Origin of the sequence: Photorhabdus akhurstii (assembly GCF_019090985.1) — a bacterium.
In the GTDB taxonomy this organism is placed as follows: domain Bacteria; phylum Pseudomonadota; class Gammaproteobacteria; order Enterobacterales; family Enterobacteriaceae; genus Photorhabdus; species Photorhabdus akhurstii.
Genome location: NZ_CP020335.1, coordinates 1,059,575 through 1,074,178 on the forward strand (window position 1 = coordinate 1,059,575; position 14,604 = coordinate 1,074,178).

The window sequence follows — 14,604 nt, forward strand, 5'->3', positions numbered from 1 at the left end:
TTATATGTACCTGATTTCTAGTCGTCAAATGTTAAAAAAGGCCCTGCGTGAAGGCTATGCGGTTCCTGCTTTCAACGTCCATAATCTGGAAACTGTCCAAGTGGTAGCGGAAACCGCTGCACGTTTGGCATCGCCGGTGATTCTGGCAGGTACGCCAAGTACTTTCAGTTATGCGGGGACTGACTACCTAGTGTCAATCTGTCAGGATGCCGCTCGTCGCCACAATTTGCCGCTGGCGTTGCATCTCGATCATCATGAGGAACTGGAGGATATCAGTCATAAAGTGACCGCGGGTGTGCGTTCGGTAATGATTGATGGCTCGCATTTACCCTTTGAAGAGAATATTCGTAAGGTAGCTGAGGTGGTACGATTTTGCCATCGTTACGATGTTAGCGTTGAGGCGGAGTTGGGGCGGCTAGGCGGGCAGGAAGATGATTTGCAGGTTTCCAGCGCCGATAGTTTCTTTACCGATCCGCTGGCGGCGAAAGCCTTTGTTGCCCGTACCGGTATTGATTCTCTGGCGGTGGCGATTGGTTCTGCGCATGGTTTGTATCATGGTGAACCGCGTTTGGATTTTGATCGGTTAGCAGCAATTTGTGAACAGGTGGATATTCCGTTGGTGCTGCATGGCGCATCGGGTATTCCTGAAGTGATGATACAGCAGGCGATTGGTCTTGGTGTATGTAAAGTCAATGTGGCGACCGATCTAAAAATTGCTTTTGCTGATGCGGTAAAGCGCTATTTCATCCAGCATCCAGATGCAAATGATCCGCGTAAATATATCGCGCCGGGAAAACAGGCTATGCAGGCAGTAGTAGAAGAAAAGATTCGGATTTGTGGCAGTGCAGGCAAGCTGTATTCGTGACGGTTCTGTTTTTTTATTCTGACTATAAGGAAACTGCTGTGAAAATAAGAACGTTAAATAGAATTACGTTGAGTTTATTAGCGAGTTCCGTGTTGTATAACACGCCAGTCTGGGCAGATAGCTGGTTGTTGGACGGTAATAATTACCATGTAACTGTTAGCGACGAACACGGTAAAGTGACGCAATTAAAATTTGAAAATCCAAAAAACCACGATCACATCATCATTGATAATCTGTTTGAAATCACGTTGAAATCAGGAGAAAAACTCACTACTAAAGATTTTCAGATTACTGATATCAGCAAAAAGCGCAATCGTATTGTTGTCTCCCTGAAACATGGCGACATTCAGGTAAAAAATATCATTACGGTGGAGGATAAAGATAAGTACGGCTCGTTTGAAATCACTATTACACCGCAAGAAAACGCGTTGGAGCTCAGCTCTGTCTCGTTGATGCCATTTCGCACTAAAGTCCCTTTTGTTCACGGCTCTATCGCCAGTTCACCGATTGTCAGCGATAGCTTCTTTATTGTTCCCGGTAATCCATTGATTACCACTGAGGCTTATAAAGGGAGCGCTTCGCAAAAAATTGCGCTCTCTATCCCGCTCGAGCCGGGGAAAACGTTAAGTTATAAGACATATGTTGGTGTTTATCAGCAAGGGCAATTGCGGCGTAACGTCAATGAATTTTTGAACAATGCTCGTCCGCGTCAATATAGTCCTTACCTACATTACAACTCTTGGTACGATATTGGTTTCTTCACTCCTTATACCGAACAAGAGTCGTTGACGCGTATCAAACAGTTTGGGCAGGAGTTGGTGACTAAGCGCGGTGTGAAGTTGGGTGGTTATCTGTTTGATGATGGTTGGGATAACCTTAAAGGAGATTGGGGTTTTAGTCAGGCATTTCCCCATGAGTTCAAAAATCTTAAGAAGGAAGCAGATCAATACCATGCTCGTTTAGGTATTTGGCTTTCTCCTTGGGGCGGTTATGGTAAACCGGGTGAGCAGCGTGTTTCTCATGCGGAGGAGTTTGGTTATGAAGTGATAGATGGCAGATTTGCGCTTTCAGGCCCTAATTACTACGCCAATTTCCATAACCGGGTGCTCAACCTGATTCAACAACAAAATGTATCCATGTTTAAGCTGGACGGCACCGGCAATGCTGATCGTGTGATTAAAGGGAGTTCATTCACCAGTGATTTTGATGCCGCTATCCATCTTATTGAAGATATGCGCAATACAGGCAATGAACTGTTTATCAACTTGACCACAGGCACCAAAGCCACGCCTTCCTGGCTATTTTTCGCCGATTCTATTTGGCGTGGCGGCTATGATGTGGAGTTTCTCGGTACAGGTTCTAAAGTGCAGCAGTGGCTTACCTATCGTGATGCGGAAACTTATCGTAATGTCGTAACAAAGGGGCCGCTGTTCCCACTAAATTCGTTGATGCTGCATGGCATTGTTTATGCTAAACAGGCTAAGCATCTGGATAAACAGTCACCTAAAGATTTTGCCGATCAGGTTTGGAGCTATTTTGGCAGCGGCACTCAGTTACAGGAGATGTATGTTACGCCTGAACTGTTGACCACCGAGGATTGGGATACGCTGGCAAACGCGGCGAAATGGTCAGAGAAGAATAAAGATGTGCTGTTTGATACCCATTGGATTGGTAAAGATCCCACCGACCTAGCGGTGTACGGTTGGGGAGCCTGGAGTCCGAAAAAGTCGATTATCACTTTGCGCAATCCTGCTGATGAAGTGAAACAATATTATCTGGATCTGCAAAGCGATCTCGAATTGCCTGATGATCAACCTTCGGTATATGACGTTAATATCGATTATGGCGAGAACAACTCGTTGCCGAAGTTTATCAATAAAACAGCGCTGATTACCCTTCAACCGTTAGAGACACTGACCTTTTCTTTGACGCCATCGAAATAATCACAGTGTTATTAAATTGCCCCGAATAAACGACTTTATTCGGGGCAGTGATTGTTTTGGGAAATTATTGTGATGGTGTCTTATTAGGAAAAAATCAGCGTATTGTCAATAAATTAACATTTCAGACATATTAGATTTTGGTTCTGCTAATAACTTTTTCTGCCGCTATGTGTGATAGAAAACCTGAACGACTCCCGTATTCTGGATGATTTGCGACGAATTGATCGATTCGGCGGATTAGCAATGATGGAAGAGTTACGTTGATTTTCTCTGACTTTCCCATTAATCGTGTAATATCCACATCAATTAATGCCCATATTGCTCCTATATATTCAGGGTCGGCAAGGTAGTTTTCTACGCTTGTCGCCTCTGGTACTGATTCATTATCATCAATCAGCAATTCGATATGCGCTTCAATTGCTTCGCGGACGCTTTCTACTGCGTCTGTAAAATTATCCCCTCCAGAAAAGCAACCCGGGATATCAGGGACACGGACGCCGAAGGATGAGTGGCCTTTATCAATCGCAACTGGATATAACATTTACACCTCCGAGAAGTGGACTCAAAGTCCCGCCTGTTTCTTGATACTTTTCAATGTTGGTAAAGGTATATCCTTTTATTGTTATTGGCTAATGGTCTTGTCAGAATTGTCTGTAACTGAGTGGTGGAAACAAGTCACAGCAATTGTTTTTTTAAATCTATTTAAAGGACAAAACTAATGAAAGCGTTGATTGTAATTGACATGCTGAACGATTTTGTCACAGGAGCACTCGCCAATGAGGCGGATGCGATGAAGATCGTACCGGTAATCAAGCGGCTGATTGATCATGCTCGGAACCATCGTGATTGGCTGGTGGTTTATGCTAATGACGCTCATCGAGCTGATGATCGGGAAATGAGTATTTGGGGCAGACATGCAATGGCTGGAACGCCAGGTGCTAATGTCATTGAAACATTGGCTCCTATTGGGACGGAGCGTGAAATTGTTTTGCCCAAGCGATTTTATGGGGCTTTCGATGGAACCGAACTGGAAGAGGTTTTGAAAGTATATGGTGTGACGGAAGTTGTGTTAACCGGCCAGCATACCCATTGTTGCGTCAGACATACGGCCTATGGCGCGTTTATACGCGGTTATCGAATCAAAATTTTGTCAGATGCTGTGTGTGTTTTTCCCGGTGTTGATCAAGAGGATGCTCTTAATTATCTTAAAACCATTTATGGCGCTGAGATTACAACGAGTAATGTTTTAACCGGGTAATATGGAATAGCCTATTAATATAGTTAATGGATCAAATTGCTGAGAATATATCAGCTAAAACTGATCTGGCAGATGCCAGTGAATATTGGCGCCTGCCAGCTAAATATTAACTAAACAGCGGGTAAATTACGTCCATAATAGATTTCTTGTATCTCTTTTTTCAAGAGATGGGTAATTTCCTGCTTTTCCGTTTCACTCAGTTGCTCTGGTGTGGCATTAAATAGGTAATCATTCAGGTCAAATCTTTTTAGCATCATTTTTGTATGAAATAGATTTTCCTGATAAATATTAACATCCATCATGTAATACTGCGATTGCACTTCCTCGGTCATATAATTCTGAATCGAGCTGATTTCGTGATCGATATAGTGTTTCATGCCATTTACATCTCTGGTGAAACCACGGACGCGGTAATCCATCGTGACAATATCTGATTCTAATTTGTGGATCAGATAGTTCAGCGCTTTGAGAGGTGAAATAACACCGCAGGTTGATACTTCAATATCAGCTCTGAAAGTGCATATGCCGCCGCCCGGATGGCTCTCTGGATAAGTGTGAACGCAGATATGGCTCTTATCCAAATGAGCGACGACGGAATTAGGCAACGGACCGGGATTTTCAGTATTGTCGACATCCTTTGGGTCCATAGGCTCTTCGCTGACGAGAATGGTGACGCTTGCCCCTTGCGGCTCATAGTCCTGGCGGGCGATATTCAAAATATTTGCACCAATGATCGAACATGTTTCGCTGAGAATTTCCGTTAAACGGTTAGCGTTATATTGTTCGTCAATATAAGCGATATAACTATCCCGATCAGCTTGGCTTTTTGCATAACAGATATCGTAAATACAAAAACTCAGGCTTTTTGTCAGGTTATTAAAGCCGTGCAATTTCAGCTTGTGCAATTTATTTCACCTCCTGGCTAATGGGTGATTATGGGTTCTCGGATAGTGCATCCAGCAGATATTGTGGTAGAGCAAAGCTACCGGTATGAACGGCTGGATTGTAGTAACGGCAGGTAAAGCCTGCGTTGTTAAAGCGCTGTTGCAATGTCGCCAGATCCACATGGCGTAGTGCCGGGTTCTGGCTCGCCCAGGCAAAGGTCATAATTCCACCATAATAGGTTGGAATCGCAGCCTGATAGAAACCGCTGTCAGCAAAATAGTTGCTCAATTTTTTATGGCTGGTTACTGCTTCGTCCTGTTGCAGGAAACAAACACCATTTTGGGCAACAAAGATGCCGCCTTCATTCAGGCAGAGTTGGCAACCTTGATAGAATTCGGAGGTAAATAATCCTTCACCAGGCCCAATCGGGTCCGTGCAGTCAGAGATAATGACATCGAATTTCTGATCAGTGGTATTAACGAAATTAACGCCATCGTCAATGATCAAATTGAAACGTGGATCATCATAAGCACCGGCATTATGGTTAGGCAGATACTGACGGCAGAATTCAACGACACCAGCATCGATTTCAACCATCGTGATGCTTTCAAGATATTGATGACGGCAAACTTCACGTAACATACCGCCATCACCACCGCCGATAATCAGTACTCGTTTGGCGTTCCCGTGGGCGAACAAAGGAACATGAGCCATCATTTCGTGGTAGATAAATTCATCACGTTCAGTGGTTTGTACTGTGCCGTCCAGCGCCATAATGCGGCCTAATGCCGCGTTTTCAAAGATAATCAAATCCTGATGCTCAGTTTTATCGTGATAAAGCACTTTATCGACGGAAAAATACTGACCAAAGTTGGCGTGCAGGGTTTCGTACCAAATTTCTTTTTGCGACATATCCCGGCTTTTCCTCCACTGTGACAGTCATGAAAATTGGGTGCACATAATAGCCAACAATTCTCATAGTTGCACGGTGAAATTTACCCCTTTCGGGGGATGAGGAAAAGCACTATTTAACGTAGGCGAATAAACTCAGCGAATCTCTGGCGAGAGCATGGCACTTTATCGCATTGGACAGGTAAATTCCTTTTAAATCCTGGTAGCTTTCTTCATTGAGTTTGTCCATCAATTGGCTGTTGTAATTCGTTAAATCCCACTTATTACGCTGAGCAAAATAAATAATGGCTCGTTTAATTTCCCGGTCAGGAATTTGGCTGTAACCACAGTCATATTTCAGGTAGATAAACACCGCCGTCAGATCCGCCAGATCTTCAGCTTCATTTTCTGTCAGCGCTTTTGCGGGGTGGGAAAAACCGAACAGAACGAGTATGTAAGTCAAGAGAGCTAATTTTCGCATTTGTATTATTATAATCAATCCATGTCATATTACGTTAACATATTAATATCTTTGTTAGGTAAAATTTATTTTTTTAAATTATTGTAAAGATCGACCTAAATCACATTCCCTCTGCTTGACCTTCCTGTAAGGGTAACCTTTACGTTTCCTTTTATGAAATGTTTTTTTATTGTTTATTTTTTGCCGATTTAATCAGGAAATTGATATGCAACGACGTGATTTTATCAGATTAAGCGCGGTTATTGGTGCATCCAGTATATTGCCTGTCTGGAGCCGTTTCTCCTTTGCTGAGTCTTATCCAGTACTGCCCATTCCTCCACAATTAGAGCCAGATGCGGCAGGTAAAATTGCTATTGAAATCAAAGCGGGAAAATCCAGTTTTAAAGCAGGAAAGGTGACTAAAACTTGGGGTTACAACGGTGATTTACTGGGGCCGACATTGAAATTGATGTCAGGTAAACCTGTCACTATTGATATTCTTAATCATCTACCAGAAGAGACCACAGTTCATTGGCATGGTCTGGAGATTACTGGGGAAGCCGATGGCGGCCCACATGCGATGATTGCGCCAGGAGGGAGTCGGACGGTCAATTTTACGCCTGAACAACCGGAAGCAACTTGTTGGTTCCATCCACATACGCATGGCAAGACGGGTTATCAGGTTGCAATGGGGCTTGGTGGATTAGTACTGATTGAAGATGAGAACAGTATTAATACGGGTTTGCCAAATCAGTGGGGCGTGGATGATATTCCGGTGGTTTTGCAAGATAAGCGCCTGAATAACGAGGGGCAGATTGATTATCAACTGGATGTGATGAGCGCTGCTGTCGGTTGGTTTGGCGATATAATGCTGACCAATGGCGTTGTTTTACCTCAGCATATTGCGCCACGTGGTTGGTTACGTTTGCGTTTGCTGAATGGTTGTAATGCTCGCAGTCTGAATATCGCGGTCAGTGATGGTCGTGAATTGTATGTTGTTGCCAGTGATGGAGGCTTGTTAGCGGAGCCGGTTGCGGTTAATGAATTATCGATTCTGCCGGGAGAGCGTTTTGAGGTATTGGTGAATACGTTTGATGGAAAAACTTTCGATCTGGTGACTTTACCTGTGGTTCAGATAGGAATGACATTACCGCCATTTGATCAGCCACTGCCGGTTTTGCGTATTCAACCTCAGCTTTTTTCTAGCCGTACAATACTGTCGGAGCGGCTTACCACGCTTCCTGCATTGCCCTCTTTTAACGGTTTGAATCGGCGTCGTTTACATCTGGCGATGGACAGTCGTCTGGATATGCAAGGGATGATAATGCTATCTCAGCGCTACGGTGAGCGGGCTATGGCTGGTATGGGGATGGATCATGGGAATATGAACCACGGAGATATGCATCATGGTAGTGAATTAAATTTCCATCGTGCGAACACCATTAATGGGCAGTCTTTCTCCATAACAGAACCCGCTTTTGATGTGAAACAGGGGCAGTATGAGCGTTGGGTGATTTCGGGAGTTGGCGATATGATGTTGCATCCGTTCCATATCCACGGCACCCGCTTTCGCATTTTGAGTGAAAATGGCCGCAAACCTGCCGCTCACCGCAGTGGTTGGAAAGACATCGTTCATGTGGAGGGCAAGGAGAGCGAAGTGCTGGTTCAGTTCAAGCATACTGCGGGAGTGAAACATCCATTTATGGCGCACTGTCATCTACTGGAACATGAAGATACCGGTATGATGCTAGGTTTTACGGTTAGTAAATAATTTTGCTGGCCGCAATGGAACGCAACAAAGCGTTGTACAGGGATTACGGTAGGTATTAAAATAGGTATAGATTTTGTATGTTATTTATCCTAATTTGAATGAAGGTATTGAGATGCTTAATGCAAGGTTTGATTCAGAAAAGGCTATAGAGGCCATTCTGTACGTTGCCTCTACAGCACCAATTTCTGACATTTATCATGTGGGTAAAATTTTGTATTTTGCTGACCGACTGCATTTAGAGCGTTATGGCCGGTTAATTACGGGTGATAACTATCTTGCAATGAAAGATGGCCCTGTGGCAGAGAATGCCTATGATATTATAAAAGTAGCCAGAGGGGACGGGCGCTTTATTCCAAATGGGTGTGATGTTGATGTTATACGGTCATCGTTGGCAGTAGAAGGACGTTATGGGAATCACCAAATACGTGCTTTGCGTGATTTCGATGAAGATGTATTTAGTGATTCAGATATTGATTGCATAAATGAAGCAATTGAAAAATATGGGAATCTTTCTTTTAAAGAAATACGTGATATCAGCCACGATAGTGTTTGGATGGCGGCTAACCAGAATGGTGAGATTCCATTGGAAGTGATAGCTGCCAGTTGTAAAGATGGTGACAAGTTAGTTGCTTATCTGGCTTTTACTGAGTAGCTGATGACTAATCTTGGTGACAGATTTCCTGCATCTTTTAGGGCGGAATTTTCAGCCAAACAGAATTTGGCTATAGGAGATGTTCTTTATCTTCACTGCCCTTTTACAACGCCTCCAAAGTTAAAATATTTGTTGGTTTGCTGCTGTGAGCCGCTGCTTGTTCTGATAATTAATTCTAAAATTAGCGAATTTATCCAATTACGACAGGAACTTCTTCAATGCCAAGTTGATTTGCCTCAGAAAGATCATAAGTTTTTGCAATGGGATTCGTTTATTAATTGTATAGATGCTCATGCGGCATTTGATATTAACGATATTAAGGAAAGGATCAGCACTGATTATCATAATATTGTTAAGGGTAAAGTCACTGATTATTATATGCGTGAAGTTTATAAGGCGGTTAAGCGTTCCCCAACAATGAAACGTGGTCAGAAGCGCAACATATTGGTGTCGTTAGAACAATTTATCGATTAGCGGTGAGCTATTATTATGAATAATAGTTTTGGTGTATGATCTATAGATTGGTTTCTCTTCTAAATATTATATACCCAATGGATTTCAAGATGCATCGCGACGGCAAGGGAGCGAATCCCCGGGAGCATAGGTAACTATGTGACCGGGGTGAGTGAGTGCAGCCAACAAAGAGGCAACTTGAAAGATGACGGGTATAAACATCCTTATCTTATGCCATACTTACCTTTAGATATCTTAGGGAAAAGGAACTGTTCAATAATATTGCTGGAAGAATGGCGTATTAATTGGCATATCAACTGGTTATAATCTTTTATTGATTTTTATATATTTATTCATTAAAAACAATTGGTTAACTTTATAATGAAACACACTGTAGAAGTTATGATCTCCGAACAGGAGGTTAAGCAGCGTATTGCTGAACTGGGAAAACAGATCACTGAACATTATCGTGATAGCGGTAGTGAGTTGGTGCTGGTCGGATTACTGAGAGGCTCCTTTATTTTTATGGCGGATTTATGCCGTGAAATTCAGATCCCTCATCAAGTCGACTTTATGACGGCTTCCAGTTACGGCAGCGGTATGAATTCCACTCGTGATGTGAAAATCCTGAAAGATCTGGACGAGGATATTCGTGGTAAGCATGTACTGATTGTGGAAGATATTATTGATTCAGGTAATACCCTGAATAAAGTACGTGAAATTTTGGCGCTGCGTGAGCCAAAATCACTGGCAATCTGTACCTTGCTGGATAAACCTTCCCGCCGTGAAGTTGATGTTCCGGTGGAGTGGATTGGTTACTCAATTGAGGATAAATTTGTGGTGGGTTATGGTATCGATTATGCGCAACTTTACCGTCATCTGCCTTATATCGGCCATGTGATTTTGCTAGAAGAGTAGTTTTCTCGTATTTGAAAACGGCAACTTTCGGGTTGCCGTTTTTGCTTTGTGATTCAGACATGGTGTGTAGTGTTGTAGCTGGCTAAGTAAAGCCCTCTTATTACGCTATCAGGAGTGAGCCAGTATTGGTTTTATTTCTGGTCTTTTGTGCTGTGAGGCAATCCACAGTTCATATTGGGACTGCATTCCTGTCCACATTTCGGCACTAGTACCTAATGCGGCTTCTAGTCGCAGGGCCATATCAGCAGATATTCCTACATTGCCGTTTAATATGCGAGATAGTGCAGCTCTGGTTATACCGAGAGCCTTTGCTGCCTCTGTGACAGATATGTCACCAAGATATTCACGCAAAACTATGCCTGGGTGTGCAGGTTTATGCATTTTCATTTCGTTGCCCTCAGTGATAATCTTGATAATTAACGAGAATTATATCTTCGCCCTCAAATCAAATGTTAAACGCCAATTATCGTTAACAGATATTGCCCAGTGACCGCTAAGATTTGCTCCTTTTAGTGGATGAAGTTTCCAGTTAGGGGCATTCATATCTTCTGGTTTTTTAGCCATATTCAATGCAGTTAGCTGGATTTGCAGCTTTAGGGCATGCTTAGGCTGAATGCCAGCGGTAGAACCAGTTTTGAAAAATTTTTCCAATCCTTTGTGTTTGAAGCTTTTAATCATACTAGTCTCGTATACTGTATATGCACGCTATACGAAAGTCGTCATGGCATGTCAACAAATACATATAATTTCTGTAATATTTAAGTATTCAATGAATGATAACGGGTATATTACATTTGTATTAGCGAAAGCCGATGTAAGCCTCTATGCCTAATGGGAATTCTCCCCCCCTAGAATGTGATGACAATGGCGTTACGTTTGTGTATTATTTAGACCACCTATAGCATAAGGGGATTTGAAATGAACGTAATAAGTGAGAATCGTAAAAATAAGACACTCAACTTGAGGATTAGGCAAGAGGATCGGGATTTAATAGATAGGGCAGCAAAAGTGAAGGGAAAAACCGTTACTGAATATGTCCTTGATACAATCAAACGTGATGCTGAAAATACTTTATTGGAATATTCCTTTATGGTTATATCTCCAGAAATTTTTAATGCTTTTATTGCTAAACTTGATGCTCCGGCTGCTCCAAATGAGCGTCTTATCAAAACGGCAAATATGAAAAAACCGTGGTGATAAAATGATTAATGATCCAACTTTGTTAACAGATGAGCACAATTTAAATAGTTTTACTTCAGGAATTGACACCCTGGACAACTGGTTAACAGACAGAGCATTAAAAAATCAAAAGAGAATGCTTCGAGAACCTATGTTGTAAGCGAAGACAGGGATGTTATTGCTTATTATTCGTTAGCTACCGGCTCAATCATGTCAGAAGAGGCGATAAGCAAATTTAAGCGTAATATGCCAAATCCCATTCCGGTGATTATTTTGGGCCGCTTAGCTGTTGATAAGCGTTATCAAGGAAGAGGGTTTGGTCGCTATTTAGTCAGAGATGCTTCCATACGTGTCGCTCAAGCGGCAGATTTGGTGGGTGTTAGAGGGTTGATTGTTCATGCTATCTCGGAGAACGCTAAGGCGTTTTATAAGTCTGTGGGTTTTAGTGATTCGCTTTTAAATCCAATGACGCTAATGATCACGCTAAAAGATTTAAAAACTGTTTTTAAAATAACAGATTAATACCATTTAGCAAAAATTGTTGTAAACTTTCCACTCTAGTTTAGATAATATCTCTGGAGAAAAATATTGTCATGAGTTTAAAGGGTGAAATATACTTTTTTAAGTGTGAGGAAAACATTTTAATATAATTTATAAACTGAAAATCTGTATAAATCTTCATTTAATTACGCTGTGGAAAGGATTAAATATAACCTTTTCTACAGCGTATTTTATCAGTAACTTAGAAAAATCACTTCTTATGCGTCAATTTGGAAACGGTCTGACGATAGGCCAATTCCAATTTTTCACGGCTGTCAGCCGTCACTTCAAGATCCTGCAATTGACCATTATGGATACCGTAAACCCAACCGTGGATCATCACTTTTTGGCCTCGTTTCCATGCTGATTGCATAATGGTTGAGTGACCAAGGTTATATACTTGCTCAACAACGTTAATTTCGCACAGACGGTTCAGACGCTCATTGGGGGGTAATTCACCTAGCATAGAACTGTGTTTATACCAAAGATCACGGATATGTAGCAGCCAGTTGTTAATCAATCCCAGTTCGGTGCCATCAATTGCGGCTTCGATACCACCACAACCATAGTGTCCGCAGATAATGATATGTTCAACTTCCAGTACGTCTACCGCATATTGAATAACTGAAAGACAATTTAAGTCAGTATGAATAACCAGGTTTGCAACGTTTCTGTGAACGAATAAGTCACCGGGGGCGGCATCAATTAGTTTTTCTGCTGGCACCCGGCTGTCTGAGCAGCCAATCCATAAGAATCGAGGTTTTTGTGCTTTTGCTAATTCTTTGAAAAAATTTGGGTTTTCTTCGTTAACCGATTCTGACCACTGCTTGTTATTGGCAAGCAGCTCTTCTATTTTTTTCATCATGATTCATAGCCTGGTAGTGTTTCTTTAAGATAGAATCATATACAACATCAATTAAAATTTTAATATTTTGTTGCTGTTTGTTTTTAATTTTTCTGCTGTTTTTGCAAAGCAAGTCAGGCAGAAAAGGAGCATTATGTTTCCACATTGCACGCAAAGGCGACCAGATAATAAAGGTGTTTTGTAATTTATGACTTATGCATTGGAGTTAACGCAGCTTACTAAGACTTACACTGATGGTGTTAAGGCGCTGTGTGGGATAGACCTGAATGTGGAAGTTGGAGACTTCTACGCATTATTGGGTCCGAATGGTGCAGGGAAGTCCACCACAATCGGCATTATTAGCTCTCTGGTAAACAAAAGCAGCGGTAAGGTTAAGGTATTTGGCTATGATATTGATACCGATATTGTGAATGCTAAACGCCAGTTAGGTCTTGTTCCGCAAGAATTTAATTTTAACCCGTTTGAGACAGTGTTGCAGATTGTTCTCAATCAAGCCGGTTACTATGGTGTACCGCGAAAAGTGGCGCAAGCCAGAGCGAAAACTTATCTATCGCAGTTAGATCTGTGGGAAAAACGTAATCAACGAGCGATTCGTCTGTCTGGTGGGATGAAACGACGTCTGATGATTGTACGTGCTTTGATGCATCAGCCTAAATTATTGATCCTTGATGAACCGACTGCCGGTGTTGATATTGAACTTCGTCGCTCTATGTGGAATTTTTTGCAACAACTGAATGCACAGGGAACGACAATTATTCTAACGACTCACTATCTGGAAGAAGCAGAAATGCTGTGCCGTAATATTGGTATTATTCAGCACGGTGAATTGGTAGAAAACACCAGTATGAAAAATTTACTCAGTCGGGTGGAATCTGAAACATTCTTCTTCGATCTGGCGACGCAAAACCCAACTCTTGAACTGGCAGGATATAATTATCGACTGCTGGATGCCTCTACTTTGGAAGTAGATGTTCAACGTGGTCAGGGAATAAATAGCGTATTCACCCAATTAAGTGCTCAGGGTATTCATATTCTGAGTATGCGCAATAAAGCGAACCGTCTGGAAGAGTTATTTGTCAGCTTGGTGAACAACAAGCAAGGAGATAGTAAATGATTCAGTTGTACTGGGTGGCGCTAAAAACTATCTGGATTAAAGAAATTACCCGTTTTGGGCGTATTTGGGTACAGACTTTATTACCGCCGGTTATTACCATGTCGCTCTATTTTATTATCTTCGGTAGCTTGATTGGTTCGCGTATTGGAGAAATGGGCGGTGTCGATTATATGCAGTTTATTGTCCCTGGCCTGATTATGATGGCGGTGATTACTAACTCTTATGCTAATGTTTCTTCCTCTTTCTTTGGCGCGAAATTCCAGCGCAGTATTGAGGAATTATTGGTAGCGCCGGTTCCGACACACATAGTTATTGTGGGCTTTGTTGGTGGTGGTGTTGCCCGTGGTGTTTGCGTCGGTATTTTGGTGACATTGGTTTCTCTATTTTTTGTTCCGCTTCATATTCATGCGTGGTGGATGATTGTTGTTACATTGCTAATGACTTCCGTTCTGTTTTCACTAGGCGGTTTGCTGAATTCGATTTTTGCTAAGACATTTGATGATATCAGCATTATTCCGACCTTCGTATTAACGCCATTGACCTATCTTGGCGGGGTGTTCTATTCATTGACATTATTACCCCCATTTTGGCAGGCGGTTTCCAAGCTTAACCCGATCGTTTATATGGTTAGTGGTTTTCGTTATGGTTTCCTGGGAATTACTGATGTTTCTTTGATAATTACATTAAGTGTTTTGACCGCATTTATTATGGTTTTTTATCTTGCTGCTTGGTATTTAATTGAAACAGGGCGGGGATTGAGGACTTAATTGTAGATTCTTTTGTTATGTGAGTAGTGATGAATGGGTAGGG

Annotated in this window: 16 protein-coding genes and 2 pseudogenes; 11 read left to right on the top strand and 7 right to left on the bottom strand. The window is 42.0% G+C overall.

Annotated features, from left to right (window positions below):
* The first annotated feature begins 4 nt into the window (after window positions 1-4).
* Complete coding sequence (locus tag B0X70_RS04550) at window positions 5-865, top strand: tagatose bisphosphate family class II aldolase (RefSeq protein WP_036808250.1); 861 nt, start codon at window positions 5-7, stop codon at window positions 863-865.
* Window positions 866-903: 38 nt separating this feature from the next.
* Window positions 904-2,808, top strand: a complete 1,905-nt coding sequence (locus B0X70_RS04555) for an alpha-galactosidase (protein ID WP_046396218.1) — start codon at window positions 904-906, stop codon at window positions 2,806-2,808.
* A 130-nt stretch (window positions 2,809-2,938) separates the two neighbouring features.
* On the opposite strand, the gene B0X70_RS04560 is transcribed toward B0X70_RS04555, so the two are convergent.
* Complete coding sequence (locus B0X70_RS04560; protein ID WP_036808247.1) at window positions 2,939-3,349, bottom strand: type II toxin-antitoxin system HicB family antitoxin; 411 nt, start codon at window positions 3,347-3,349, stop codon at window positions 2,939-2,941.
* Between the two features lie 177 nt (window positions 3,350-3,526).
* On the opposite strand from B0X70_RS04560, the gene B0X70_RS04565 reads away from it, so the two are divergent.
* The gene (locus B0X70_RS04565) at window positions 3,527-4,066 is read left to right on the top strand and encodes a cysteine hydrolase family protein (protein ID WP_217470985.1); all 540 of its coding nucleotides are present in this window, start codon (window positions 3,527-3,529) and stop codon (window positions 4,064-4,066) included.
* A 110-nt stretch (window positions 4,067-4,176) separates the two neighbouring features.
* On the opposite strand, the gene speD is transcribed toward B0X70_RS04565, so the two are convergent.
* From speD to B0X70_RS04580, 3 genes are all read right to left on the bottom strand, one after another.
* On the bottom strand, window positions 4,177-4,971 hold the full coding sequence (gene speD, locus B0X70_RS04570; RefSeq protein WP_036808244.1) for an adenosylmethionine decarboxylase: 795 nt from the start codon (window positions 4,969-4,971) through the stop codon (window positions 4,177-4,179).
* A 28-nt stretch (window positions 4,972-4,999) separates the two neighbouring features.
* Window positions 5,000-5,863: a polyamine aminopropyltransferase gene (gene speE, locus B0X70_RS04575; protein WP_217470986.1), complete on the bottom strand. Its 864-nt coding sequence runs from the start codon at window positions 5,861-5,863 to the stop codon at window positions 5,000-5,002.
* Between the two features lie 112 nt (window positions 5,864-5,975).
* Complete coding sequence (locus B0X70_RS04580; protein WP_036782614.1) at window positions 5,976-6,323, bottom strand: YacC family pilotin-like protein; 348 nt, start codon at window positions 6,321-6,323, stop codon at window positions 5,976-5,978.
* Window positions 6,324-6,528: 205 nt separating this feature from the next.
* Between B0X70_RS04580 and cueO the strand changes: the two genes are divergently transcribed.
* From cueO to hpt, 4 genes are all read left to right on the top strand, one after another.
* Complete coding sequence (cueO, locus tag B0X70_RS04585) at window positions 6,529-8,073, top strand: multicopper oxidase CueO (RefSeq protein WP_217470987.1); 1,545 nt, start codon at window positions 6,529-6,531, stop codon at window positions 8,071-8,073.
* A gap of 112 nt (window positions 8,074-8,185) precedes the next feature.
* Window positions 8,186-8,725, top strand: coding sequence for a Panacea domain-containing protein (locus B0X70_RS04590; protein ID WP_217470988.1), 540 nt, complete (start codon window positions 8,186-8,188; stop codon window positions 8,723-8,725).
* A gap of 3 nt (window positions 8,726-8,728) precedes the next feature.
* Entirely contained in the window at window positions 8,729-9,199 is a 471-nt protein-coding gene (locus B0X70_RS04595; protein ID WP_217470989.1) for a hypothetical protein, read from the top strand.
* A 360-nt stretch (window positions 9,200-9,559) separates the two neighbouring features.
* Window positions 9,560-10,096 (top strand): hypoxanthine phosphoribosyltransferase, encoded by a 537-nt coding sequence (gene hpt / locus B0X70_RS04600; protein WP_036808231.1) that lies wholly within the window; start codon window positions 9,560-9,562, stop codon window positions 10,094-10,096.
* Window positions 10,097-10,204: 108 nt separating this feature from the next.
* Here the strand turns inward: hpt and B0X70_RS04605 are convergent, their stop codons facing one another.
* Both B0X70_RS04605 and B0X70_RS04610 read right to left on the bottom strand, forming a co-directional pair.
* The gene (locus tag B0X70_RS04605; RefSeq protein WP_036808228.1) at window positions 10,205-10,483 is read right to left on the bottom strand and encodes a HigA family addiction module antitoxin; all 279 of its coding nucleotides are present in this window, start codon (window positions 10,481-10,483) and stop codon (window positions 10,205-10,207) included.
* Window positions 10,484-10,493: 10 nt separating this feature from the next.
* Window positions 10,494-10,774, bottom strand: a pseudogene (locus B0X70_RS04610) (type II toxin-antitoxin system RelE/ParE family toxin).
* Between the two features lie 240 nt (window positions 10,775-11,014).
* Here B0X70_RS04610 and B0X70_RS04615 point away from each other — a divergent pair.
* Both B0X70_RS04615 and B0X70_RS04620 read left to right on the top strand, forming a co-directional pair.
* Window positions 11,015-11,293 carry a type II toxin-antitoxin system TacA family antitoxin gene (locus B0X70_RS04615; protein WP_082301047.1) on the top strand — a complete coding sequence of 93 codons (279 nt, stop codon included), beginning with the start codon at window positions 11,015-11,017 and terminating at the stop codon, window positions 11,291-11,293.
* 4 nt (window positions 11,294-11,297) lie between these two features.
* A pseudogene (locus B0X70_RS04620) lies at window positions 11,298-11,797 on the top strand (GNAT family N-acetyltransferase).
* A 229-nt stretch (window positions 11,798-12,026) separates the two neighbouring features.
* On the opposite strand, the gene can reads toward B0X70_RS04620, so the two are convergent.
* Entirely contained in the window at window positions 12,027-12,680 is a 654-nt protein-coding gene (gene can, locus B0X70_RS04625; RefSeq protein ID WP_036808222.1) for a carbonate dehydratase, read from the bottom strand.
* A 187-nt stretch (window positions 12,681-12,867) separates the two neighbouring features.
* Between can and B0X70_RS04630 the strand changes: the two genes are divergently transcribed.
* Window positions 12,868-13,794, top strand: coding sequence for an ABC transporter ATP-binding protein (locus tag B0X70_RS04630; RefSeq protein ID WP_217470990.1), 927 nt, complete (start codon window positions 12,868-12,870; stop codon window positions 13,792-13,794).
* Complete coding sequence (locus tag B0X70_RS04635; protein ID WP_036808217.1) at window positions 13,791-14,561, top strand: ABC transporter permease; 771 nt, start codon at window positions 13,791-13,793, stop codon at window positions 14,559-14,561. The genes B0X70_RS04630 and B0X70_RS04635 overlap by 4 nt, the downstream gene beginning before the upstream one ends.
* Window positions 14,562-14,604: the final 43 nt, after the last annotated feature.

What these genes read in the sequence shown, in the direction of transcription:
- B0X70_RS04550 (WP_036808250.1), top strand. Translation starts at nt 5, where the DNA reads ATGTACCTGATTTCTAGTCGTCAAATGTTAAAAAAGGCCCTGCGTGAA.
- B0X70_RS04560 (WP_036808247.1), bottom strand. Translation starts at nt 3,349, where the DNA reads ATGTTATATCCAGTTGCGATTGATAAAGGCCACTCATCCTTCGGCGTC.
- B0X70_RS04565 (WP_217470985.1), top strand. Translation starts at nt 3,527, where the DNA reads ATGAAAGCGTTGATTGTAATTGACATGCTGAACGATTTTGTCACAGGA.
- speE (WP_217470986.1), bottom strand. Translation starts at nt 5,863, where the DNA reads ATGTCGCAAAAAGAAATTTGGTACGAAACCCTGCACGCCAACTTTGGT.
- B0X70_RS04580 (WP_036782614.1), bottom strand. Translation starts at nt 6,323, where the DNA reads ATGCGAAAATTAGCTCTCTTGACTTACATACTCGTTCTGTTCGGTTTT.
- cueO (WP_217470987.1), top strand. Translation starts at nt 6,529, where the DNA reads ATGCAACGACGTGATTTTATCAGATTAAGCGCGGTTATTGGTGCATCC.
- B0X70_RS04590 (WP_217470988.1), top strand. Translation starts at nt 8,186, where the DNA reads ATGCTTAATGCAAGGTTTGATTCAGAAAAGGCTATAGAGGCCATTCTG.
- B0X70_RS04595 (WP_217470989.1), top strand. Translation starts at nt 8,729, where the DNA reads ATGACTAATCTTGGTGACAGATTTCCTGCATCTTTTAGGGCGGAATTT.
- hpt (WP_036808231.1), top strand. Translation starts at nt 9,560, where the DNA reads ATGAAACACACTGTAGAAGTTATGATCTCCGAACAGGAGGTTAAGCAG.
- B0X70_RS04605 (WP_036808228.1), bottom strand. Translation starts at nt 10,483, where the DNA reads ATGAAAATGCATAAACCTGCACACCCAGGCATAGTTTTGCGTGAATAT.
- B0X70_RS04615 (WP_082301047.1), top strand. Translation starts at nt 11,015, where the DNA reads ATGAACGTAATAAGTGAGAATCGTAAAAATAAGACACTCAACTTGAGG.
- can (WP_036808222.1), bottom strand. Translation starts at nt 12,680, where the DNA reads ATGATGAAAAAAATAGAAGAGCTGCTTGCCAATAACAAGCAGTGGTCA.
- B0X70_RS04630 (WP_217470990.1), top strand. Translation starts at nt 12,868, where the DNA reads ATGACTTATGCATTGGAGTTAACGCAGCTTACTAAGACTTACACTGAT.
- B0X70_RS04635 (WP_036808217.1), top strand. Translation starts at nt 13,791, where the DNA reads ATGATTCAGTTGTACTGGGTGGCGCTAAAAACTATCTGGATTAAAGAA.